The sequence below is a fragment of the Aeromonas sp. 604282 genome (genome assembly GCF_049170575.1).
Classification (GTDB): domain Bacteria; phylum Pseudomonadota; class Gammaproteobacteria; order Enterobacterales; family Aeromonadaceae; genus Aeromonas; species Aeromonas veronii_A.
In genome coordinates, this window is record NZ_JAAKMV010000006.1 from 45,234 (window position 1) to 65,837 (window position 20,604).

Sequence of the window (20,604 nt, forward strand, 5' to 3'; positions counted from 1 at the left end):
CATCGCGGGGAGCTAACCCGCCATCCGGAACTTATCGCCATGAACCAGCGCCTATGATCCAGGCTCTCGACACAGATGCCATGACCCGCAGTATGACCGAGGTGGTCGATGCCTTGCACAGCAGCGCTTTTCCGGCGGCGCTGGTGCGGCTGATCCAGCAGCAGGTGGCGTTTGATTGCGCCCTGTTGCTCGGGGTTGGGCAGCGGCCCGTCTATCTCTACGACAACCTCAATCATCAGCGGGCCCTGCTGTTTGATCGCTACCTCACCAGCCACTTCAGTCAGGATCCCTTTATGCAGGCGCTGGAGCAGGGCTTGCCTGCCGGCGTCTGGACCCTGGCGCAGGTCTCCCAGGGGCGGCTCGATCCCGAATATCGCCACCACTTCTATCAGGCCACCGGCTGGCAGGAGGAGGTGGGGATGATCCTGCCGGTGCGGGACGGACTGACGCTGATGCTGTTTCTTGGACGACTCGACAAGCGCAGTACTCTCAGCCGTGACGAGCTGGCACGGTTGGAGCAGCTGTTCCCGCTGGTACATTCGCTCTGTCGTCAGCAGTGGCGGCAGAGCCAGCCGCTGCTGGCCCTGAGCCCGGTACAGCCAGATGGCACTGATCTCAAGGGGGCTGTGGAGCAGGCTATCGCCAGTGTGGGGGGGGATCGGCTAACCCGGCGTGAGCGCCAGGTGGCGGGATTGCTGTTACAGGGGCTGGATACAGAGGGTATTGCCGCAACTCTGGGCATTGGCTGCGGCACGGTGAAGAACCATCGCAAGCACCTCTATAGCAAGCTGCACTTGCGTTCACGGGCCGAGCTGTTTCATTTCTTCCTCAACCACCTGATCACCACAGAGGGAGGAAGATGAACCGGGGTTATTCGATCCGCGGTAACGGCTTATCGCTTTGGGGCAGGTTACTGAGTCGCTGGTAGCGCTCCATCAACTGTCGGTATTGGTTGCCGAGACGTACTTGGTCGAGGGCTTGCTGCAACCGGGCGATCTGCTGCCGATCCGCCCGCGGGTTGAAGGCAAAGCAGTTATCCTGCTCTTCCAGCACAGCGACAGAGGTGAAATCTTCCGGCGCGAATCCCAGCGCTTTCAGTTGATGGAATAACATCACTTCGTTGCCTGCCACCAGATCGGTGCGTGCCATGATGAGCTGGCGTACCACCTGATCCATGCGCTCCACTGCCATCATGTTGCCCGGGCTGATGCCGCGGTTGAGCAGTAGCTGCTCCCCCACGTCAGCCTGCATTACCCCGACCTGCAGTTTAGCCAGATCTGCCTTGTCGGTGACTCTGGGAGCATCCTGCTTGCGTCCGACCAGCGTCACTCGCGAGTGGCTGATGGGGCAAACCCAGAGGAAGTGGGGATCACGCTCTTTGGTGCGGGCGGTGGTAAAGAGAACTGCTTCCGGTTGCTGGGTCAGCAGATACCAACCGCGGGCCCATGGCATAAATTGGATAGGTTGCTCCGGCTCCCCCAGCTCACGCCAGATCAGCCGCAGTAACTCTACTGCCAGCCCGATGGGCTTGCCCTCCTTGTCGAGCCCGTTGAGGGGCATGTTCTGCTCCGAGTAATAGATAAAGGCGGCCCGTGCGGGGAAGCTGGTCAGCAGAATCAGGGCGATAAGGACCACGAGCAGGGATCGCATGGCGCACTCCTTGTGCAGTGAATTACCTATCAGTCTATGTGTCCTTGGCCAGAAGTTCATAGTCGGGTCGCGGATAACGCAACAGGCCACCTCGCGGTGACCTGCCGAATTATTTCAGCAGGGCTTCCATCTCCGCCTCAGCCTTGGCACGCGCTTCGGCTTCTGCCGCTCTGGCGGTATCGGCGATGCTCTCTCCGGCCGTATGGGGGGCGGCACTGACAGCCTGTTTGGCAGGGGCGGCAATGGCCTTGGCCGCTTCTTGCGTTGCAGTCGCAGCGGCACTGCTGACAGCCTGTTTGGCTGGCGCAGCAACGGCCTTGGTTGCTTCTTGTGTCACGGTCTCGGCGGCACTGCTGACAGCCTGTTTGGCAGGTGCGGCAATGGCCTTGGTCGCATCTTGCGTCACGGTCGTGGCGGCACTGCTGACGGCCTGTTTGGCAGGCGTGGCAACGGCCTTGGTGGCTTCTTGCGTTACGGTCGTGGCGGCACTGCTGACCGCCTGTTTGGCAGGCGTGGCAACGGCCTTGGTGGCTTCTTGCGTCACGGTCGCTGTAGCGCTGCTGACAGCCTGTTTGGCTGGAGTGGCAACGGCTTTGGTCGCTTCTTGCGTCACGGCGGCAGCGGTGCTGCTGAATGCCTGCTTGGCCGGTGCGGTGGTTGCACTGCGGGTCAGGTCGGTCGCGCCTTGGCTCACCGCTTGCGTGACCTGGCCGGTGGCGTTGGCGGCTGCGCCGCTGATGGCCTGGCTAGCGCTGTTGGTCAACGAGCCGGTGACACCGCGGGTCACGGTGCCAAGTGCGCTACCAAGGGAGAAGGGGGAGGCGTCGCTCTGACTGGTCGCCGCGCCACTCAGGGTGTTGGCCGCCGGATTGAGCTGGCTGGTTGGGTTCTGCCAGCCCTGCATGGCGGTTGGCCAGGTCGGAGCCGTGCCCGCCAGATTTTCGCCAAAGGTCTGGGTGGTGCCATCCCCTTTTTGCAGCAATACCGACATCTGGTTGGTTTGCGAGTTCCACACCATCCCCGCCTGTCTGGCGATATCCGGCACGGGGGCATACTCGGAGACCACATAGAAAAGCGGCCCCTCTTGTTGCAGCCTGTCGGCCGTCTTGAGCAACTGCATGGTGCTGTCGTAGTGGGGACCAAGGATGGCGGTCATCCGATCCTTGATCAAGGGTTGTTCGAACAGATTGACCTCGTTCGGGTCAAAGCCGACCAGCGGCTTGAGCAGAGCCCACATCAGCTGGCTGGTGGGGCTCATCATCAGCAATGGGGCAACGCAGGCGGACAACATCAGGCTCAGGCAGGCCGCCTTGAGCAACGGCATGATACGCATTGGGATAAGATCCAAATAACGATTTGATAAATAAGGTTATATTTTGTCAGGAAGCGACAAATTCACCGGGAGTTTGCGCGTGGCAGCGAGAGACTGCCCGCAGGCGCTGGCAGGCTACCATATTGGCTCCACAATACCAGCAGGCTGTATGATTATCCGTCAAGTAAACTCGGGCCGGGTTGCTGGTCTGAGTGAGCCCGCTGGCCTGGTGTGCTCAGGGATGGTGTTGCCAGTAGCCAGATGGTCGCAGGATACGAAGATGATTTGAGGGGATCAGCGAGGCTTTTCTTGATCCAGCTAAAGACATAGGCGTGATCCCTGTCGCATAATGCAGCTCCTTTCTACTCTTGGCTGGAACCTAAGAAATGGCTCGTCGCTCTTCCAATGCACAACGTCGTCGCAGTAGCTGGTGGTACAAACGCCTGTTGGCAAGGGAGCGGCAAGAGCGCGAAGCGCGTTCTGTCCGGGATTGATAACGCATTGAAAAACGGAGCCTCGGGCTCCGTTTTTGTTGCTGGTCATTTGTCGTGTAGCTGGCCGTCTGGTTATCTTGTCCAGCCATCGCATACCCTGTTGCCCGATGCCATCGGCAATTATCCAGAGAGCTAAAATCGTGAGAGTCGACGTCGTATCCTACAACCCTCAATGGCCAGTCCACTTTGTGGCGGAAGAGACCCAACTGCGCAGTGTGCTGGATCATTGCCTGCTGGCTGTCCACCACATTGGCAGTACCTCGGTCCCTGGCCTGGCGGCCAAGCCCATCATTGACATCATGCTGGAGGTGTCATCGCTGGATCGGCTTGATGAGCAGAACGGGCAACTGGAGGCGCTGGGTTATGAGGCGATGGGGGAGTGCGGGATTGCGCGTCGCCGCTATTTCCGCAAGGGGGGTGATGAGAGAACTCACCAGATCCACGCCTTCTTGCAAGGGGATGACCATGTGCGCCGCCATCTGGCCTTTCGTGACTATCTAAGAGCCCACCCGGCTGCATGCAGGGAATACGCCGAGTTGAAGCAGGCGGTAGCTGCGAGCTGTCAGCATGATATCGAGCGTTACTGTGCGGGCAAGAATGCCTTTGTGAAAGAGCATGAGACGCGCGCGCTGCGGTGGTTGGCTGGGCTGGGGCCTGCTCTCTGAGCGAGCGTGTACGCAACGGAAGGCGGGGCCTGATGGCCCCGTTTTGTTGCTGATGGCTTCTGCCAGCTAGTGAGTCGGCGCAGCAAGGTGGCCAGTGCCGGCTCGACCCGCTTGGCGTAATCAGTGTCGGCCTGCTAGAGGAGATCGAGCTGGGCCGTATCAATGGCGTTATTCTCCACATTGATGAGGGCACGCATCAGGTGCGTAGCAAGGCTGTTGTTGTCGACCACGGGGCATCGCTGTCGCTGTGCAGTGTTCTTGCTGTTATGGTTTCTCTCCTCGCAGACACAGAACCGGTCCAGAGCGTTGCCCAGCGATGGGTCAATGGCTTTTTCATCGCCCCTTGATAGGCAAGACAAATAGGTGCAGGTGGGGGATGTGTAACCACGTCAGATATTGCATGATGAAGGCTTCGAGAAGGAGCCTCATATGCGTATTTCTATTCGTCATGCCGAATCCGCCGATGCCCCCGCCTTGCGGGATCTCTATGCCATGCCCAATGCCCAGGCGGGCACCTTGCAACTACCCTATCCGGCACTGGGTGTGTGGCAACAACGGTTGGAGCAGAGTGGTGTGGTGGCGCTGGTCGCCGAGGTAGAGGGGCTGCTGGTTGGCCAGATCGCATTGCATGTGGAGTCTAATCCGAGACGCAAGCATGTGGCCGGGATTGGCATGGGGGTACGGGATGACTGGGCCGGCAAGGGGGTTGGATCTGCCCTGATGGCTGCGGCGCTTGATCTGGCCGATAACTGGCTCAACCTGCACCGGATTGAGCTGACCGTCTATACCGACAATGAGGCCGCACAGGCGCTTTATCGCAAGTTCGGTTTTACCGAGGAGGGGCGAGCCCGTGACTATGCCTTCCGCCAGGGGCGTTATGTGGATGCGCTCTATATGGCCAGAGTGGCGGGGAGCGTCAGTCGCTAACGGCATGGTCGATTATCAGGCCAGATTGCGCCCGGTGATCCGGGCGCTGGAGCAGAATCCCGAGCTCTGCCTCAGTGAGGCGGCCACTCTTGCGGCGCTCTCCAGCTATCACTTTCATCGGGTCTTTACCGCCGTCACCGGTGAAACCCCGGCCGAGATGCAGCGCCGCCTGCGGTTGGAGCGGGCTGCTCGCTCTCTCTGCTACAGTCGCGACCCGATCACCGAGATTGCCTTCTCGGCCGGTTTTGCCAGCTCACAGGCCTTTGCCAAGGCGTTTCGCAAGCAGTTTGCCATGGCACCGGGGATGTTGCGCCGCCAGCCGTCACTCTTGCAACTGAGCAAGAATGGACACGCGGCTGCCCGGGTCTCTGATTATGCTGAAGGCCGTTCCAGTGAAAGGAGGCTACAGATGAAAACCGAACAGATGGCTGCACGCACTCTGGCCTATATCCGGGTCACCGGCCCTTACGGCATAGGCTATGAGCCGGTGTGTGACCAGCTCTATCAATGGGCTGTCGGGTTGGGTTTGGCCGAAGGGGAGTGGATCTTCATCTACCACGACAACCCCGAAGTGACGGCTCCCCAGCAGTGCCGCACCGATATTTGCGTCACCGTGCCGGCGGGGACCAAAGGCCGCGGCAATGTGGAGATCCAGCAGCTGGCGGGCGGCCGCTATGGCCAGTCACGTTTTACCGTGACCGACCCGGCCCAGTACCCCGCACTCTGGCAGCAACATATCGGTGAGGTGGTAGCGGCCGGTTTCGAATTTGATGATCGACCCTGTTTCGAGCTCTATCACAGCTATGATCCGCTGACCAAGGTTGCGGATGTGAGCTTTTGCTCCAGCCTAAAGGGTTAGGGCACAACAAGACGTAAGGGATGGTACAGAGCATCGCGCAGAAATTAGAGAGCCGGACAGTGTCCGGCTCTTTTGCATCTGGCGGTTGGGTGGCGTTTAGCGCTGGAACCCCTTCTGGGCGAACTTGGGACGTGCGTTCATGATCTGCTCCACCTGTTCGTCGCTCATCTTGCCACGCGACAGCCCCAGCACCTTGTAGGTGAGCAGCGGTCGGGCGGGCAGGGCGATCATCAGGGCGCGGATCTGGTTCTCGTCATCCTTATCCCGGGTCGGCTTGCCGTAGGCATAGGTGAGGACGCCGGCATCCATCAGGTTTTTGACGGCGGGCTCGGTGATCGGCAAGTTTATGACGCTTTTACGCTGTAGCACGAACTCGCGCAGCACCGCCTTTTCGTTGAAGTCGAGGAAGCCGATCATCTGGGCCAGCTGGTCCTGCTGACGGCGCGCCTGCCACTCTTCGCAAGCCCACTCCCAGGCGATCAGGAAGCCCTGACTGCAGAAGTAGGAGATGGCGATCAGCATGCCGACCCCCAGCCAGGCCGCATGATCCGCAGCCCACTGGCTGACGGCCCCTTTCATCAGCCCGGCCGGAAACAGCAAAATGATGCTGCAGCAGAGCAACAACCAGACCATCAGCCAATTGAGGCGGTTCAGTTGATAGAAATGTTGGATCCACCGTTTCATTGTTCATCCTTCCCAAACTGTTGTGGATAGTGAACTACCTACAGCAATCGGTGTGCCAACAGCGTAATGGCGCCTGGGAGGGGAGGCTGGCGATACATTTCCTTACAACTTATTGAATGAGTTGTCAGTAATTTGCCTTGTGAGGTGACGGTCGAGTTGGTAAAACGTCCCCTCAGTCATTGGGGAGTAGCAACCCGCCCGTATTCCGGGCCGGGCCCATGTCAACACTCTTGGATCCTCGCATCCATGGCATGGGCGGCGATAGGCACTATCGCTCTGCAAGACCTTTGGCCTCGATATGCACGCCAGCCGGGCGAGCCATGTCGGGTCCATCGGTTATTCTGCTCGCCTGGCGGTATCTATTATGTTGATTACCCTGCTGTTATTTCTCGTCTCTGCGGTCACTATCTATCTTGCTTGCGAATACTTCGTCAACGGCATCGAATGGACCGGACACCACTTCAAACTCTCGCAAAGTGCCACTGGTTCGCTGCTGGCTGCACTGGGTACGGCACTGCCCGAGTGCATCGTCACCCTGACCGCCCTGCTGATGGGCAACACGACCGCCCAGCAGGAGATCGGCATTGGCGCCGCCCTTGGTGGGCCGCTGGTGCTGGCGACCATCGGCTATGCGGCAGTCGGCCTCACCCTGCTGCTTTGCATGGGGCGTACCGAACGGGCCATCGATGGCGAGGTGCAGCGCGAGATTGGCCGGGATCAGCGCTGGTTTATCGGCATCTTTCTGGTGGCGACTGCGCTGGGGCTGGTCGCCTTCACTGGCAAGAGCTGGCTGGCCCCGCTCTTCCTGCTGGTCTACCTCGTCTATGTAAGGCGCGAGCTGAAACAGGCTGACAGCCACGAAGTCGAATTGCCGGAGCCCCTCAAGCTGGCACCTGATGCGGTGATCCCGCCCCTTGGCAAGGTGTTGCTGCAGACGCTGGCTGCGTTGGTGGTGGTAGCGCTGGCGGCCCAGCTGTTTGTCCATCAGCTGGAGAGAATGGGCGAGCTTTTTGGCCTCTCGCCGGTGCTGGCGGCCCTGTTGCTGAGTCCGGTGGCGACCGAGATGCCGGAGCTGATGAACGTGCTGATCTGGGTGCGGCAGGGCAAGAACCGGTTGGCGCTGGCCAATATCTCCGGGGCCATGATGATCCAGGGCACTATCCCCAAGGCGTTCTGCTTGCTCTTTACCCCCTGGTTGCTGGATGGCGCAATGATGGCCTCCTCGCTGGTGACGCTGTTGGCGGTCGGGTTGCTCTGGTGGGGGTTCAGAAAGGGAACCATGACCGCCGAGCGGCTGGGGCTGGTCGGTCTGCTCTATCTCGGTTTTTGCGGCTGGTTGCTGGTGAGCTGAAGCGGGAAGCGCGGATATGAAAAAGCCCCCTTGGCAGGGGGCTTTGTTGTATCGGTTGGGGCGGTGCTTACAGCGCGGCGATCTCGGCCTGCTGGGCTTCCAGCTTGGTCAGCTGGAGACGGTAATCTTCCAGCTTCTCGCGCTCTTTGGCGATGACCGCTTCCGGCGCCTTGGCGACGAAGGCTTCGTTGCCAAGCTTGCCTTCGATACGGGCGCACTCGCCGACCAGACGGGCCACCTCTTTGGCCAGGCGGGCCAGTTCGGCATCCTTGTCGATGAGACCGGCCATCGGGATCATCAGCTCGGTGGCACCGATCAGCTTCTTCACTGACAGCGGGGCGGTTTCACCGGCCGCCAGTACGCGGATGGACTCCAGACGGGCCAGCGACTTGAGGAAGGCCTCGTTGTCAGCGGCGCGCTGGGCATCCTTGGCATCGCACTGGAGCAGTACGTTGAGGGGGACGCTCGGCGCAACGTTCATCTCGGCGCGGATGTTGCGGATGCTGACGATGAACTCCTTCACCCACTCCTGATCCGCCATCGCGGCTTCGTCCACCTTGGCGGCGTCGAACTCCGGGAAGGCCTGAATCATGATGGTGTCGGCGTGTACGCCGGCCAGCGGAGCGACCGATTTCCAGATGGTCTCGGTGATGAACGGGATGATCGGGTGCGCCAGACGCAGCAGAGTTTCCAGCACAGTCACCAGGGTGTGGCGGGCAGCGCGCTGCTCGGCCTCGGAACCCTTGGTCAGCACCGGCTTGGTCAGCTCCAGATACCAGTCACAGAACTGGTTCCAGATAAATTCGTACAGCACGCCAGCCGCGATGTCGAAGCGGTAGGTATCGAGGGCGGTGCGGAAGTCACGGATGGCCACTTGCAGCTGGGACTGGATCCAGCGATCCGCCAGACTGAACTGCATTTCGCCACCGGCAAAACCACAATCCTGATCTTCGGTGTTCATCAGCACATAGCGGGAGGCGTTCCACAGCTTGTTGCAGAAGTTGTTGTAGCCATCCAGGCGCTTCATGTCCCAGTTGATGTCACGACCGGTAGAGGCCAGCGCTGCCAGCGTGAAGCGCAGGGCGTCGGTACCGTGGGCATCGATCCCTTCCGGGAACTGCTTGGCGGTTCGCTTGGCGATCTTCTCGGCCATCTGCGGCTGCATCATGTTGCCGGTGCGCTTCTCCAGCAGATCTTCCAGCGAGATCCCGTCGATCATGTCGAGCGGATCCAGCACGTTGCCCTTGGACTTGGACATCTTCTGGCCTTCTTCGTCACGGATAAGGCCAGTGATGTAGACGGTCTTGAACGGGACTTGCGGCTGGCCGTTTTCGTCCTTGATAAAGTGCATGGTCATCATGATCATCCGGGCAATCCAGAAGAAGATGATGTCGAAGCCGCTCATCAGCACGTCGGTCGGGTGGAAGGTCTTGAGTGCCTCGGTGTTGTTCGGCCAGCCCAGAGTGGAGAAGGTCCACAGGGCGGAGCTGAACCAGGTGTCGAGCACGTCTTCGTCCTGACGCAGGGTGGTTACGGACGGGATGCTGTGCTTGGCGCGCACTTCATCTTCGCTGCGGCCAACGTAGACGTTGCCGGCATCGTCATACCATGCCGGGATGCGGTGGCCCCACCACAGCTGACGGGAGACGCACCAGTCCTGAATGTCGCGCATCCAGGAGAAGTACATGTTTTCGTACTGTTTCGGCACGAACTGGATGCGGCCATCTTCCACCGCCTCGATGGCGGTCTTGGCCATCGGTGCCACGCGCACGTACCACTGGTCGGTCAGCATCGGCTCGATGGGCACGCCACCGCGATCGCCGTAAGGCTGTTGCAGCACGTGATCCTTGATCTCGTCCAGCAGACCCAGCTCTTCGAGCTTGGCCAGAATCGCTTTACGGGCGGCGAAGCGCTCCAGACCGGCGAATTCGCTCGGCAGGGCGGCATCGTAGGCGCTGCTCGGGTTGCCGTTGGTATCGACCACTTCGGCCTCGGCACGCACGTGAGCGTCCAGGGTGAAGATGTTGATCATTGGCAGGCTGTGGCGCTTGCCCACTTCGTTATCGTTGAAGTCGTGGGCCGGGGTGATCTTCACGCAACCGGTGCCCTTCTCCATGTCGGCGTGTTCGTCGGCAACGATGGGGATCAGACGGTTCACCAGCGGCAGCAGGATGTGCTGGCCGATCAGCGCCTTGTAGCGCGGGTCTTCCGGGTTCACGGCCACAGCGGTATCGCCCAGCATGGTCTCCGGACGAGTGGTGGCGACGATCAGGTAATCCTTGCCTTCAGCGGTCTTGGCGCCGTTGGCCAGCGGATAGCGCAGGTGCCACATGTGGCCCTTGATCTCGCGGTTCTCCACTTCCAGATCGGAGATGGCGGTGTTGAGTTTCGGGTCCCAGTTCACCAGACGCTTGCCGCGGTACATCAGGCCATCTTCGTAAAGACGGACGAACACTTCCTGCACGGCGGCAGAGAGACCCTCATCCATGGTGAAGCGCTCGCGCTCCCAATCCACGGAGTCGCCCAGACGGCGCATCTGGCGGGTGATGGTGCCACCGGACTCTTCTTTCCACTGCCAAATCTTGTCGATGAAGGCATCACGGCCGTAATCGTGGCGAGTCTTGCCCTCTTCTGCGGCGATCTTGCGCTCAACCACCATCTGGGTGGCGATACCGGCATGGTCGGTACCTGCCTGCCACAGGGTGTTTTTGCCCTGCATGCGGTTGTAGCGGATCAGGGTATCCATCAGGGTTTGCTGGAAGGCGTGACCCATGTGCAGGCTGCCGGTGACGTTCGGCGGCGGGATCATGATGCAGAAGGAGTCTTTGCTGGTGTCGCCGTGGGGCTTGAAGTAACCCTGTGCTTCCCAGTGCTGATAGAGCGCCTGTTCGATGGCGTTGTGATTAAAAGTCTTTTCCATGGTCTCGCCGTAATCTGGATGGATGGAGTCTGGTGTTGATTCTTTATGGATCAATTGGTTGCAGTCAGGGCTGCGCCGGATCCGGTGCGGCAAGGACGGGCTGCTCCCTCATTTCGAGGGCATGGCCTGCCTGGCGATAGTGCTTGTAGCGCTCGCGAGCTTGCTGCTTTTGTGTTTCGTCAGTGGGGACAAAATCTACCACTTGAGCGAAGTGTCCTGCAAACAAAGGTGTCGCAGTGGCCAGATTGATGAGGCGGGCGTAGCGCCGTTTCGGTGGCTGATAGCCGATCTCCACCGGAGCCATGCCGCTTTCGCCCTGCAGCTGGTGCGGCACAAAGCGCTCCGGCGGCAGTTGCCACAACAGCTCGTCCAGACGCAGAGCCTGGGCCTCATCGTTGCAGAACAGGTAGATATGGCCCGCGCCCCACGACTCGGCCGCAAGAGTGCAGGCCAGTCGCTCGACCGCAGAGGCCTGCGCGTCATCCTGTTCGCTCATCAGGTAAAAGGTCACTTGGCTCATCAGGTTGATCCCGTTTTGCGGTGACGGAGTGTTGACCGCCTCATGAGGCTGACGGGGCGTTTCCCGTCCGCAGCTCACTGATTCAAGAATGAAACAAGGAAGAGGCGGGCCTCTTCCTTGTGGTTCAGGGTAACGCCAACCCTTCCGATGTAGCCATCGGCAGGGGCCGGAGAGTTACTCTTTCTCTTCGATATCCACGCCAGCCCGGTTCAGCAGGAACTGGGTCAGCAGGGGCACCGGACGACCGGTAGAGCCTTTGTCCTTGCCACTTTTCCAGGCGGTCCCGGCGATATCCAGGTGGGCCCAGTTGTACTTCTTGGTGAAGCGTGACAGGAAGGCGGCCGCGGTGATTGTGCCGGCCGGACGACCACCGATGTTGGCCATGTCGGCGAACGGGCTGTCAATCTGCTCCTGATACTCGTCGAACAACGGCAGACGCCAGGCGCGATCTCCCGCCTGCTCGGAGGCGTTTAGCAGCTCGTGGGCCAGCGGGTTGTGGTTGGCCAGCAGACCCGAGGTGTGGTGGCCCAGTGCGATGACGCAGGCACCGGTCAGAGTCGCCACGTCGATCACGGTTTCCGGATCGAAGCGGTCCACATAGGTCAGCGCATCACACAGCACCAGACGACCTTCCGCATCGGTGTTGAGCACTTCGATGGTCTGGCCGGACATGGAGGTGAGGATGTCACCCGGACGATAGGCGTTGCCACCTGGCATGTTCTCGCAGCCTGCCAGCACGCCGATGACGTTGATCGGCAGTTGCAGCTGGGCCAGCGCATGCATGGTACCGAGCACGGAGGCGGCGCCACCCATGTCGTACTTCATCTCGTCCATGCCGTCGGCCGGTTTGATGGAGATGCCGCCGGAGTCAAAGGTCAGACCCTTGCCGACCAGCACGATGGGCTTGGCATCCGGATGACCCTTGTATTCGATGATAGCCATCATGGCTTCGTTGTCGGAGCCGCGAGCCACCGCCAGATAGGAGTTCATGCCGAGTTCGGCCATCTCCTGCTCGCCCACCACCTTGGTGGTGATGTTGTCGTAGGCATCGGCCAGACGACGGGCCTGGGAGGCCAGATAGGCCGGGTTGCAGACGTTGGGCGGCATGTTCGCCACGTCGCGGCAGACCCGCACACCCTTGGCCACGGCCAGACCGTGAGCGATGGCTTTTTCACCAATGGTCAGTTCCCGACGCGTCGGCACGTTGAATACCAGCTTGCGCAGCGGGCGACGTGGCTCGGCCTTGTTGGTCTTGAACTGATCGAAGCTGTAGAGGCCCGCCTTGGTGGTTTCTACCGCCTGGCGCACTTTCCAATAGGTATCCCGACCCTTGACGTGCAGCTCGGTCAGGAAGCAGACCGCTTCCATGGAGCCGGTTTCGTTCAGGGTGGTGATGGTCTTGTTGATGATCTGCTTGTACTGGCGTTCGTCGAGTTCCCGCTCCTTGCCGCATCCGACCAGCAGTACGCGCTCGCTGAGCACGCCCGGTACTTGATGCAGCAGCAGCATCTGGCCTGGTTTCCCTTCCAGGTCGCCACGGCGCAGCAGCGAACTGATATAGCCATCGCTGATCTTGTCCAGTTGTTCGGCAACCGGAGAGAGGCGACGAGGCTCAAATACGCCGACTACGACGCAGGCGCTCCGTTGCTTCTCTGGACTGCCACTCTTTACACTGAACTCCATGGAATCTCCTACATCCTAAAGACAAAAGGCACCTTTTATTGAATAATGCGGTGCTTGTTGGGGTATCAGAGGCGGAGCGAACAGCCACAGGCTCCGCAGTTCAAACTGGTAAAAATCCAATATACGGCCCTATTTTTCAGGCATTCGACTAAAAACACAAGTTTACTTGGGAATGACTGTGATCGTTTTCCGATATTTGTTCAGGGAAACCCTGAAAACCCAGCTGGCAGTGTTATTCGTATTGCTGCTTATCTTTGTCAGCCAACAATTTATCAAGATCATCGGTGATGCTGCCGATGGCGAGGTGCCGACACGTCTGGTCTCCACCCTGCTGCTGCTCAACTTGCCCAATATGGCGCTGTTGATGCTGCCTATCAGTCTCTTTTTAGCCATCTTGTTTGCCCATGGTCGCCTCTACGCCGAAAGCGAGATGACGGTGATGCATGCGGTGGGTTTCAGCCACCGTTTCGTGATGCGCAGCGCCATGTTGCTAGCCTTGCTGACCGCCGCAGTCGCAGCGTTCAACACCGGCTGGATCGCCCCGCAAGCCAAGGAGCGAGAGTATCAGGTGATCGACGAGTTCAAGTCGGATCCGGGGATCTCTTTCCTGCAGGCTGGCCGCTTTATGGAGCTAGACAAGGGGCGCCTGGTTGCCTACATCCAGGATTTGAACGACAACGGCTCGAAGCTGCAGAAGATCTTCATCTTGCAGCGGGCTGAAGGCAGCAACCCCCCTTCGGTGGTGGTGGCCAGCGAAGGGGTGGTGACGATCGATGAGAATGGTCTTCAGTGGCTGACTCTGAAGGATGGTTCCCGCTATGAAGGCAACTTCTCCGGCAAGCAGTTCCAGATCTCCGATTTTCGCGAGTATGGTCTGGTGATCCGTCAGCAGGAGATGGAGCGTTCCAACCGCAAGGCGGCGGCCAAACCCACCATGGAGCTGCTGGGTACCCAGGAAAACGACATGATGGGTGAACTGCAATGGCGTATCTCCTTGCCCCTCTCCATTCCGGTGCTCACCCTGCTGGTAGTTCCGCTGGCTCGGGTTAACCCCCGTCAGGGGCGTTATGCCAAGCTGTTGCCGGCTATCATGCTCTATCTCTCTTACTTCCTGCTGCTCAGTGCCGCCCGCTCGGCTATCGACAGTGGCCGGTTGCCCTACTGGCCGGGGATGTTCCTGGTTCCGCTCGGTTATTTGCTGTTTATTGGCCTGCCCCTCAATTTGCAGGGCACCAGCTGGTGGAACGGGGTAAAGAGCAAATATTTCATAAACAAATCAAAATGATGAAGCCACATAGGAACTACCGCTGATGTTTGGCATTCTCGATAGATATATCGGCAGGGTTATCTTTATGTCGATCCTGCTGTGTGAGCTCACGCTGGTTGGTCTTGCGGCGCTCATCAAGTATGTGGAACAGCTCAAGTCTGTCGGAGAGGGCAACTACGACATGATCAATGCTCTCTACTATGTGTTGCTCTCCATGCCCAAGGAGGCGGTGCTCTTCTTCCCGCTGGCGGCGCTGCTGGGTGGTCTGATCGGTCTGGGCCAGCTGGCGACCAGCTCCGAACTGGTGGTGATGCAGGCGGCGGGTCGCTCCAAGATCAGTATTGTGATGGCGGCGCTCAAGACAGCAATCCCGCTGATGATCCTGGTAGGACTGATGGGGGAGTATGTGGCCCCTGTCGCCAAACGGATGGCGGATGATATCCGTGCCGGTGCCATGTCGGAAGGACGGCTTACCGTCTCGGCCTACGGGGTGTGGGCACGGGATGGCAACAACTTCGTTAATATCAACGGGGTGCGCAACGATGGCGCCCTGACCGGCATCACCCTCTATCGTTTCACCCCCGAGCGCAAGCTGATCGACGTGGTGCAGGCTCGGGAGGGGGTATTTGAACGGCATCACTGGCTGCTCAAGCAGACCCAGGTTACCCGCTTCGACGATCCGGCGCAGATCCGCAGTGAACAGCACGCCACGATGGAGTGGAGCTCGGAGCTGACGCCCAAGCAGCTGGGGGTGGTGAGTATCGACCCCGAGAATCTCTCGGTCTCCGGTCTGCTCGACTACATCGGTTACCTGGATGCCAACAAGCAGGATGCCGGTCGCTACAAGCTGGAGATGTGGCGCAAACTGCTGTCACCGCTCTCGGTGGTGGCGATGATCCTGCTGGCCTCTTCTTTCATCTTCGGCCCGTTGCGTTCGGTGAGTATGGGGGCGCGGATGCTGATGGGGATCATGACTGGTTTCGCCGTCTATGTGAGTGATCGGGTGTTTGGCCCTATCAGTCTGGTCTATGCGGTACCGCCCATTCTGGCGGCTGTTGCGCCCAGCCTGCTGTTTGGCGGTATCTCCTTCTACATCCTCAGCCGCAAGCAGTAATTCACACGTGGTAATGCAAAGAGGGCACCTGTTGGTGCCCTCTTTCGTTGTTGCATTGAGCCGGTATTACTTGTTCAACAATTCCAGATTTGCCTCTTTGCTCAGCACGATCACTTCGCACTCGGCCCAGATATCCTGGAACGCCCGTGGGCGCTTGTGGTTGAACAGGCACATCAGGTTGCCCAGACCAAAGGCTGCGGTAGCGAGACGGATCAGCGCCTGGGTGATGCGGATATGGCTGCCATCCTCGTTCTGAATGCGCAGCCGCCAGGCGCGCATGCCGACGGTCTGGCCAGCGCGGGTCCAGAACCAGGTGTAGAAACCGCAGATGACGAAGGCGAGCCAGAGGGTGTAGATCAGGCTCAGGGGGTGGCGAGTCAGCAACCAGACGGTATCTTCACCCGCCGGTACGCTGGCCATGCCGGTGACCAGCAGCAGCTTGGCGACACCCATGCCGATAAAGCCGGCGATGATCAGCAGTGAGGTCACCACCAGCGCATCATAGATCAGGGCGCCGAGGCGACGCAGCAGACCCGCTGACGGGTATGGCTGAGTGGCAGGAGAGGGGGATTTTTGTTGGACTTTTTTAGGCTTGGCCATCGTTTTTATTCCATTAAGATGATGGCGGCATTCTATGTAACTGGCCCCGCATCGGCAAGGCGTTGAATAAATGAACAAACGGGAGTGTTCAATCGAAAAACACCTTGCATGGCATCGCGCCATTCGTATAATCCCTCGCAGTTGCCCGGGTGGCGAAATCGGTAGACGCAGCGGATTCAAAATCCGCCGGTGAATAACCGTGTCGGTTCGAGTCCGACCCCGGGCACCATCAAATTTATGACAAAAGGCCATCAGCAATGATGGCCTTTTGTTTTTTAGCGTTCCTGCGCATTGGGGCGTTACTGTTGAGCTGGCAGTACTTCCCGTTACCTCTTGGTATCCCTTTTCTTTTCCTGCTCTCCGTTATTTCCTTTCCTTGATATAGCCGCTGACGGCATCACCGCCAGCGGCCTGTTTCTATTGCGGTTTTCTTTCATTTCCTTGCTACGTAGTAGCATGGTCGCGCGCTATCCCAGCAGGGCAAACAGCAGGGTACCGAGGGTACCTGCGAGCGTCAGCGCTATGATGGCTCTGGGGGTACCGTGCAGCTTGGTCCACATAAACAGGCTGGTGAGGGCGAGCAGCAGCAGAGCCAGGGCGGCGAGGTCGCCAAACAGCTGCCAGCCGAGGCCGGTGCCCATGCCGCGGTGCAGCCGGTTGAGGCTGGCAGCAAAGTTGGCCAGTTGCAGATCGGTGCGTACCAGCAGGGTGCCCTCGACATAGCTGGCGGCCACGCTCTGGCTGAGGGTGACACCGCGTATCTCCCACTTGGCGGGCAGGGTGAGCGGGCCGTTCGGGGTGGGCAGGGTCTGGGCCGTGGTGATCATGGTTCGCCCATCGGCAAAGATATCGGGATAGCGCTGTTGCAGCAGGCTTTTCAGCTGCTCCGGGCTGGCGAGCGGCGCCTCCAGCACTATCTCTTCACTCGATTTGTCGGTGTGGGGGCCGGGGATGGGCAACACGGCTCGGTGTTGCAGCCAGAGGCCGGTGATGCCGTACATCAGCATCAGGGCTAGGGTAAAAAAACCGGCCCAGGCATGGAGGCGGCGTACCCATTTGTTGTTGTGAAGGGGAACTCTTCTGCGTTTCATCGTGGTTGCTTCATAAAAAAACTGGCCAGCAAGGGCTGGCCAGTCGGGGTGGTTGTCACAGAGATCAGAAGCGGTAGGTACCGGTCAGACTCAGCTGACGGGGTGTGCCCGGCATGATCTGGTTGGCACTGGTGGCGCTGACGAAGTACTCGTGGTCGGTCAGGTTTTCGGCGCTCAGCTCGGCTTCCCACTGTTGCCAGCGATAACCGACGCGCGCATCGAAGCGGGCGTAACCGGGTAGTGTGGTGGTGTTGGCGTTGTCGGCGAAGCGATCGCCCACCGCCGTTACGCCGGTTTCACCGAACCAGCCCTGCTCGCCACTCTTGTAGCCGAGATAGAGCTGGCCATTCTGACGGGAGACGTTCATCGGGCGCTTGCCCTGCAGATCCGCATCCGCCTTGACCTGCTCCGCATCCTGAATAGCGAAGCCGCCACGCAGGTAGATCTCGTCGGTCAGCTCGGCGCGCGCGCTCAGCTCGACACCCTCGGTGCGCTGCAGGCCGGTGAGGATCACCTTGGTGGGATCCAGCGGATCCTTGGTGCGCTTGTTGTACATCTCCAGTCGATAGAGGGAGAGGGTGGTCGCCAGCTTGCCGTTCAGCCAGTCACTCTTCACGCCACCTTCGTAGAGGCGGGTGTGCTGGGGTTCCAGCCCGTTGTTCTTGTCGCCCGGGGTGATGCCGATCAGCTCGCCGCCCACCGGGGTGAAGGTCTTGCTGTAGGAGGTATAGAAGGCGTGATCCTCGAGGGGATTCCACACCAGACCGAGGCGCGGGCTCAGGCTGTTGACCGAGACGCTCTCCTCCTTGTTGAGGTCGTAGCGGCGACTGGTGACGGTGAAGTCGTCACGGCGCAGCCCGCCAACCAGATGCCAGTCACCCAGGCTGAGCTGATCCTGCAGATAGAGGCCATTGCCGCGCACCTTGTGTTTGGCGTCGCTGGAGAGCTTCATGGCGCCATTGTAGGTAGGCAGTGAGCCCGGGTCGTAGAGGTTGCCGGACGGGATGGCGGTGGCGTTCTGGTAGAGCTTGGGTGTGCGCTCCTGCCAGTTCTGCTCGAAGCCGATCAGCAGGCGATGTTCCACCGGGCCGGTCTGGAACAGACCTTCGGCCTCGGTATTGCTGATCAGGTTCTTTGCTTTCAGATCCTGCTGCCAGCGGGAGCGGGTCACCTGATCCCCTTTGACGCTAGTGACATAGGTGTTGTCAAACCGGCTGTCGAGGGTGGAGTAACCGAGCTGCTGGCGCAACTGCCACTGATCGTTGATATCCCAGGAGAGGCGGGAACGGGTGGATTGCGCCACGTCATCGATGAAGTCACGGCTGGTATCGCTGTAAACATACTCCCGCGGCACATCGGCCGGTCGGCCATTGACCCCGGGAATGCCGCGATCCGGGGTGCGGTCATGTTCGTTGCGCTCGTACTGCACCAGCCAGTTGAGGTTGTCGCTGATCTCCCAGTTGGCGGAGGGAGCCAGCAGGGTGCGTTTGCTCTTCACGCCGTTGCGGAAGCTATCTTTGTCCTCTTGCGCCATGTTGAGGCGCAGTTGCACCTGCTCACTCGCCTCGCCATTGAGGTCGGCGGCCAGTCGCTGACTGTCAAAGCTGCCGACCCGGGCGGTGACGCTGGACTCCTGCCCTTTCTGCGGCTTCTTGCTGACCCGGTTGACGATGCCCCCCGTGCTGCCGCGGCCGTAGAGCACGGCGGCCGGGCCCTTGAGCACTTCCACCCGCTCGATGTTGCCGAGATCCCGGGTGTACTGCATGTCGTCGCGGAATCCGTCGAGATAGAAGTCGTTGCTGGCGCTGAAGCCGCGGATATTGACCCCGTCGAAGCGGGTGTCACCGCTGGCGTTGACACCGGGGATGCCGCTCAGGGCTTCACTCAGCGTCGGTTGGCCGAAGGCGGTCAGCTCGCTGGCCTTGACGCTGTCGATGGTCTGGGGAACCAGCTTGGCTGGTGTATTGGTACGGGTAGCGGTGGCAACTTCCTGATGCTGGGAGCGTTTGCCAACCACTGTCATGGTTTCATCGGCGGCCTGGGCTGTGAAGCCGGTGCCCAGCAGTGCCAGTGAGACCAGCGTTCTGCGAAAGTGAGGGTGCTGCATATTCAATATTGACTCTTTGGATGTCGACCTGACGGCTCGAACATATTGATTTAATTATAATTAGCCTGACCCGCTTAAACGGGATGTCAATGATATTGATTTTTATTTATCTGGCAAGGTGGAAATGAAGGGGGCATTGGGGACGGGTTGTGCGGTCGGGGGAGCTCGGCTGAAAAGCAGATCTATTACAGCAAGCGGCGAGAATGAAGCGAGAGCAAAAAGGGCGTAGCGGAAGAGAAAGGGGCGACACGTGAAGAGATATCCGGCCCAATAGGACGGGCCGGATATCGGACTCAGTGGGTGCGCAGCAGTCGGCGGGTGAGGGGCAAAGCCGCCAGCAGGCGATAGACCAGCAGAGACGCTCCCAGCAGCAGCGGCACCTTGGCAATCTCCCACAGGATGGATGCACCCTGCGGGCCGAACATGAAGAGCCAGACCACCAGCATCATGTGCAGGCAATAGATCCCGAGCACCTTGGGGGCCTGGCGCTCCAACCAGCTGCCCTTGCCCCATTCGGGGTTGGCCAGCAGCAGGCCAAACAGGCCGAGGGCCCAGGGAAGGGAGCCGAGCAGGAAGTCGTGGCGGGTAAGCGGTACCGCGGCAAAGTGCTGCAGCGCCCAGGCTTCACAGCCATAGAGCGCCACGCCCGCCAGCAGCAATTGCCAGCCGGTGCGGGCATCCGGTTGCCACTGAAGCTGGCGCAGCAGGGCGCCAAGCGCCACAAACAACAGAGAGAAGAAGGGGCCGTTACGGGTGAGCAGTGGCCACTCGGCGCCCAGCAGCGGCTTGGCATAGGAGCCCCCCAGCAGCGCCAGCAGGTAAAGGCCAAGACCCAGCCAGAGAGCGAGCGCTGGTCTGCCAAGCCGGTAGCAGAGTGTCAGCAGGGTCACCGCCATGATCAGTGCTGGCAGGAACCAGAGGTGGATCATGCCGCCCACCAGCCAGCCATTGAGGGGGTCGCCGAGCTGGAATTGCCACTGCCCGCGCAGGGAGGCCAGATAGCCTTGCTGCACGGCATCCAGCGGATTGAACGGCACCAGCAGGTAGACCAGACTCCATACCAGCCAGAGCAGCAGCAAGGGGTGGCAGTAGCGCCAGGCAACGGTCAGCGGCGCTTCGCGGCTCAGTCTCGGCTGCAGAAAGTAACCGGCACAGAGGAAAAACAGCGGCACGGCAAAGCGGCATAACTGGTTGATTGTGCCGCTCAGCCAGAGCCAGGATCCACTTCCCCACAGGGCGGGATTGAACGGATTGGCGAAGGGGGAGACGTGAATGGTCATCACGGCCAGAATGGCCAGTACCCGCCCGCACTCGATACTGGAAATACGCATGGTGGCTCGTCGTTACAGGGGTTGTGATG

17 protein-coding genes, 1 tRNA gene and 1 riboswitch are annotated in these 20,604 nt (G+C 59.9%); of the genes, 8 read left to right on the forward strand and 10 right to left on the reverse strand.

Annotated features, from left to right (window positions below; all coding sequences use genetic code 11):
* Positions 1 to 53 precede the first annotated feature (53 nt).
* Positions 54 to 863 (forward strand): LuxR C-terminal-related transcriptional regulator, encoded by an 810-nt coding sequence (locus G5367_RS09160; protein WP_421245107.1) that lies wholly within the window; start codon positions 54 to 56, stop codon positions 861 to 863.
* A 7-nt stretch (positions 864 to 870) separates the two neighbouring features.
* Here G5367_RS09160 and G5367_RS09165 read toward each other — a convergent pair whose 3' ends face one another.
* Both G5367_RS09165 and G5367_RS09170 read right to left on the reverse strand, forming a co-directional pair.
* Entirely contained in the window at positions 871 to 1,650 is a 780-nt protein-coding gene (locus tag G5367_RS09165; protein ID WP_005342772.1) for a substrate-binding periplasmic protein, read from the reverse strand.
* A gap of 109 nt (positions 1,651 to 1,759) precedes the next feature.
* Positions 1,760 to 2,983 (reverse strand): hypothetical protein, encoded by a 1,224-nt coding sequence (locus G5367_RS09170; RefSeq protein WP_421245108.1) that lies wholly within the window; start codon positions 2,981 to 2,983, stop codon positions 1,760 to 1,762.
* 613 nt (positions 2,984 to 3,596) lie between these two features.
* Between G5367_RS09170 and G5367_RS09175 the strand changes: the two genes are divergently transcribed.
* The 3 genes from G5367_RS09175 (at position 3,597) to G5367_RS09185 (ending at position 5,907) form a co-directional block, all read left to right on the forward strand.
* Entirely contained in the window at positions 3,597 to 4,121 is a 525-nt protein-coding gene (locus G5367_RS09175; RefSeq protein WP_421245109.1) for a GrpB family protein, read from the forward strand.
* 429 nt (positions 4,122 to 4,550) lie between these two features.
* Positions 4,551 to 5,048, forward strand: a complete 498-nt coding sequence (locus G5367_RS09180) for a GNAT family N-acetyltransferase (protein WP_421245110.1) — start codon at positions 4,551 to 4,553, stop codon at positions 5,046 to 5,048.
* 4 nt (positions 5,049 to 5,052) lie between these two features.
* Positions 5,053 to 5,907 carry an AraC family transcriptional regulator gene (locus tag G5367_RS09185; protein ID WP_421245115.1) on the forward strand — a complete coding sequence of 285 codons (855 nt, stop codon included), beginning with the start codon at positions 5,053 to 5,055 and terminating at the stop codon, positions 5,905 to 5,907.
* Between the two features lie 96 nt (positions 5,908 to 6,003).
* On the opposite strand, the gene G5367_RS09190 is transcribed toward G5367_RS09185, so the two are convergent.
* Positions 6,004 to 6,591, reverse strand: a complete 588-nt coding sequence (locus tag G5367_RS09190) for a superinfection exclusion B family protein (protein ID WP_064335210.1) — start codon at positions 6,589 to 6,591, stop codon at positions 6,004 to 6,006.
* Positions 6,592 to 6,760: 169 nt separating this feature from the next.
* Positions 6,761 to 6,867: riboswitch (yybP-ykoY riboswitch) on the forward strand.
* Between the two features lie 88 nt (positions 6,868 to 6,955).
* Here G5367_RS09190 and G5367_RS09195 point away from each other — a divergent pair.
* Positions 6,956 to 7,942 carry a sodium:calcium antiporter gene (locus G5367_RS09195; protein ID WP_421245111.1) on the forward strand — a complete coding sequence of 329 codons (987 nt, stop codon included), beginning with the start codon at positions 6,956 to 6,958 and terminating at the stop codon, positions 7,940 to 7,942.
* 67 nt (positions 7,943 to 8,009) lie between these two features.
* On the opposite strand, the gene G5367_RS09200 is transcribed toward G5367_RS09195, so the two are convergent.
* The 3 genes from G5367_RS09200 to pepA all read right to left on the reverse strand — a co-directional run bounded on the left by G5367_RS09200 (position 8,010) and on the right by pepA (position 13,065).
* A complete protein-coding gene (locus G5367_RS09200) occupies positions 8,010 to 10,862 on the reverse strand; it encodes a valine--tRNA ligase (RefSeq protein WP_421245112.1) in 2,853 nt (950 codons plus the stop codon).
* Between the two features lie 64 nt (positions 10,863 to 10,926).
* Positions 10,927 to 11,382, reverse strand: coding sequence for a DNA polymerase III subunit chi (locus tag G5367_RS09205; RefSeq protein WP_216979664.1), 456 nt, complete (start codon positions 11,380 to 11,382; stop codon positions 10,927 to 10,929).
* A gap of 174 nt (positions 11,383 to 11,556) precedes the next feature.
* Positions 11,557 to 13,065, reverse strand: coding sequence for a leucyl aminopeptidase (gene pepA / locus G5367_RS09210; RefSeq protein WP_005336423.1), 1,509 nt, complete (start codon positions 13,063 to 13,065; stop codon positions 11,557 to 11,559).
* A 172-nt stretch (positions 13,066 to 13,237) separates the two neighbouring features.
* Between pepA and lptF the strand changes: the two genes are divergently transcribed.
* Entirely contained in the window at positions 13,238 to 14,350 is a 1,113-nt protein-coding gene (lptF, locus tag G5367_RS09215) for an LPS export ABC transporter permease LptF (protein WP_005342794.1), read from the forward strand.
* A 25-nt stretch (positions 14,351 to 14,375) separates the two neighbouring features.
* The gene (gene lptG / locus G5367_RS09220) at positions 14,376 to 15,446 is read left to right on the forward strand and encodes an LPS export ABC transporter permease LptG (RefSeq protein WP_005342795.1); all 1,071 of its coding nucleotides are present in this window, start codon (positions 14,376 to 14,378) and stop codon (positions 15,444 to 15,446) included.
* Between the two features lie 66 nt (positions 15,447 to 15,512).
* Here lptG and G5367_RS09225 read toward each other — a convergent pair whose 3' ends face one another.
* On the reverse strand, positions 15,513 to 16,046 hold the full coding sequence (locus G5367_RS09225; protein ID WP_216979662.1) for an RDD family protein: 534 nt from the start codon (positions 16,044 to 16,046) through the stop codon (positions 15,513 to 15,515).
* A 143-nt stretch (positions 16,047 to 16,189) separates the two neighbouring features.
* Here G5367_RS09225 and G5367_RS09230 point away from each other — a divergent pair.
* Positions 16,190 to 16,275: transfer RNA gene (locus tag G5367_RS09230), tRNA-Leu, on the forward strand.
* Positions 16,276 to 16,513: 238 nt separating this feature from the next.
* Here G5367_RS09230 and G5367_RS09235 read toward each other — a convergent pair.
* The 3 genes from G5367_RS09235 to G5367_RS09245 form a co-directional block, all read right to left on the reverse strand.
* Positions 16,514 to 17,137, reverse strand: coding sequence for a PepSY-associated TM helix domain-containing protein (locus G5367_RS09235; RefSeq protein ID WP_216979661.1), 624 nt, complete (start codon positions 17,135 to 17,137; stop codon positions 16,514 to 16,516).
* Between the two features lie 64 nt (positions 17,138 to 17,201).
* The gene (locus G5367_RS09240; protein ID WP_421244885.1) at positions 17,202 to 19,244 is read right to left on the reverse strand and encodes a TonB-dependent receptor; all 2,043 of its coding nucleotides are present in this window, start codon (positions 19,242 to 19,244) and stop codon (positions 17,202 to 17,204) included.
* Between the two features lie 293 nt (positions 19,245 to 19,537).
* Positions 19,538 to 20,575 (reverse strand): acyltransferase, encoded by a 1,038-nt coding sequence (locus G5367_RS09245; RefSeq protein ID WP_421244882.1) that lies wholly within the window; start codon positions 20,573 to 20,575, stop codon positions 19,538 to 19,540.
* Between the last annotated feature and the right edge of the window lie 29 nt (positions 20,576 to 20,604).

Coding starts and splice junctions, on each gene's coding strand:
- lptF (WP_005342794.1), top strand. CDS start 13,238: ATGACTGTGATCGTTTTCCGATATTTGTTCAGGGAAACCCTGAAAACC.
- G5367_RS09240 (WP_421244885.1), bottom strand. CDS start 19,244: ATGCAGCACCCTCACTTTCGCAGAACGCTGGTCTCACTGGCACTGCTG.
- G5367_RS09165 (WP_005342772.1), bottom strand. CDS start 1,650: ATGCGATCCCTGCTCGTGGTCCTTATCGCCCTGATTCTGCTGACCAGC.
- G5367_RS09235 (WP_216979661.1), bottom strand. CDS start 17,137: ATGAAACGCAGAAGAGTTCCCCTTCACAACAACAAATGGGTACGCCGC.
- G5367_RS09160 (WP_421245107.1), top strand. CDS start 54: ATGATCCAGGCTCTCGACACAGATGCCATGACCCGCAGTATGACCGAG.
- G5367_RS09190 (WP_064335210.1), bottom strand. CDS start 6,591: ATGAAACGGTGGATCCAACATTTCTATCAACTGAACCGCCTCAATTGG.
- G5367_RS09225 (WP_216979662.1), bottom strand. CDS start 16,046: ATGGCCAAGCCTAAAAAAGTCCAACAAAAATCCCCCTCTCCTGCCACT.
- lptG (WP_005342795.1), top strand. CDS start 14,376: ATGTTTGGCATTCTCGATAGATATATCGGCAGGGTTATCTTTATGTCG.
- G5367_RS09180 (WP_421245110.1), top strand. CDS start 4,551: ATGCGTATTTCTATTCGTCATGCCGAATCCGCCGATGCCCCCGCCTTG.
- G5367_RS09170 (WP_421245108.1), bottom strand. CDS start 2,983: ATGCGTATCATGCCGTTGCTCAAGGCGGCCTGCCTGAGCCTGATGTTG.
- G5367_RS09245 (WP_421244882.1), bottom strand. CDS start 20,575: ATGCGTATTTCCAGTATCGAGTGCGGGCGGGTACTGGCCATTCTGGCC.
- G5367_RS09205 (WP_216979664.1), bottom strand. CDS start 11,382: ATGAGCCAAGTGACCTTTTACCTGATGAGCGAACAGGATGACGCGCAG.
- G5367_RS09200 (WP_421245112.1), bottom strand. CDS start 10,862: ATGGAAAAGACTTTTAATCACAACGCCATCGAACAGGCGCTCTATCAG.
- G5367_RS09185 (WP_421245115.1), top strand. CDS start 5,053: ATGGTCGATTATCAGGCCAGATTGCGCCCGGTGATCCGGGCGCTGGAG.
- pepA (WP_005336423.1), bottom strand. CDS start 13,065: ATGGAGTTCAGTGTAAAGAGTGGCAGTCCAGAGAAGCAACGGAGCGCC.
- G5367_RS09195 (WP_421245111.1), top strand. CDS start 6,956: ATGTTGATTACCCTGCTGTTATTTCTCGTCTCTGCGGTCACTATCTAT.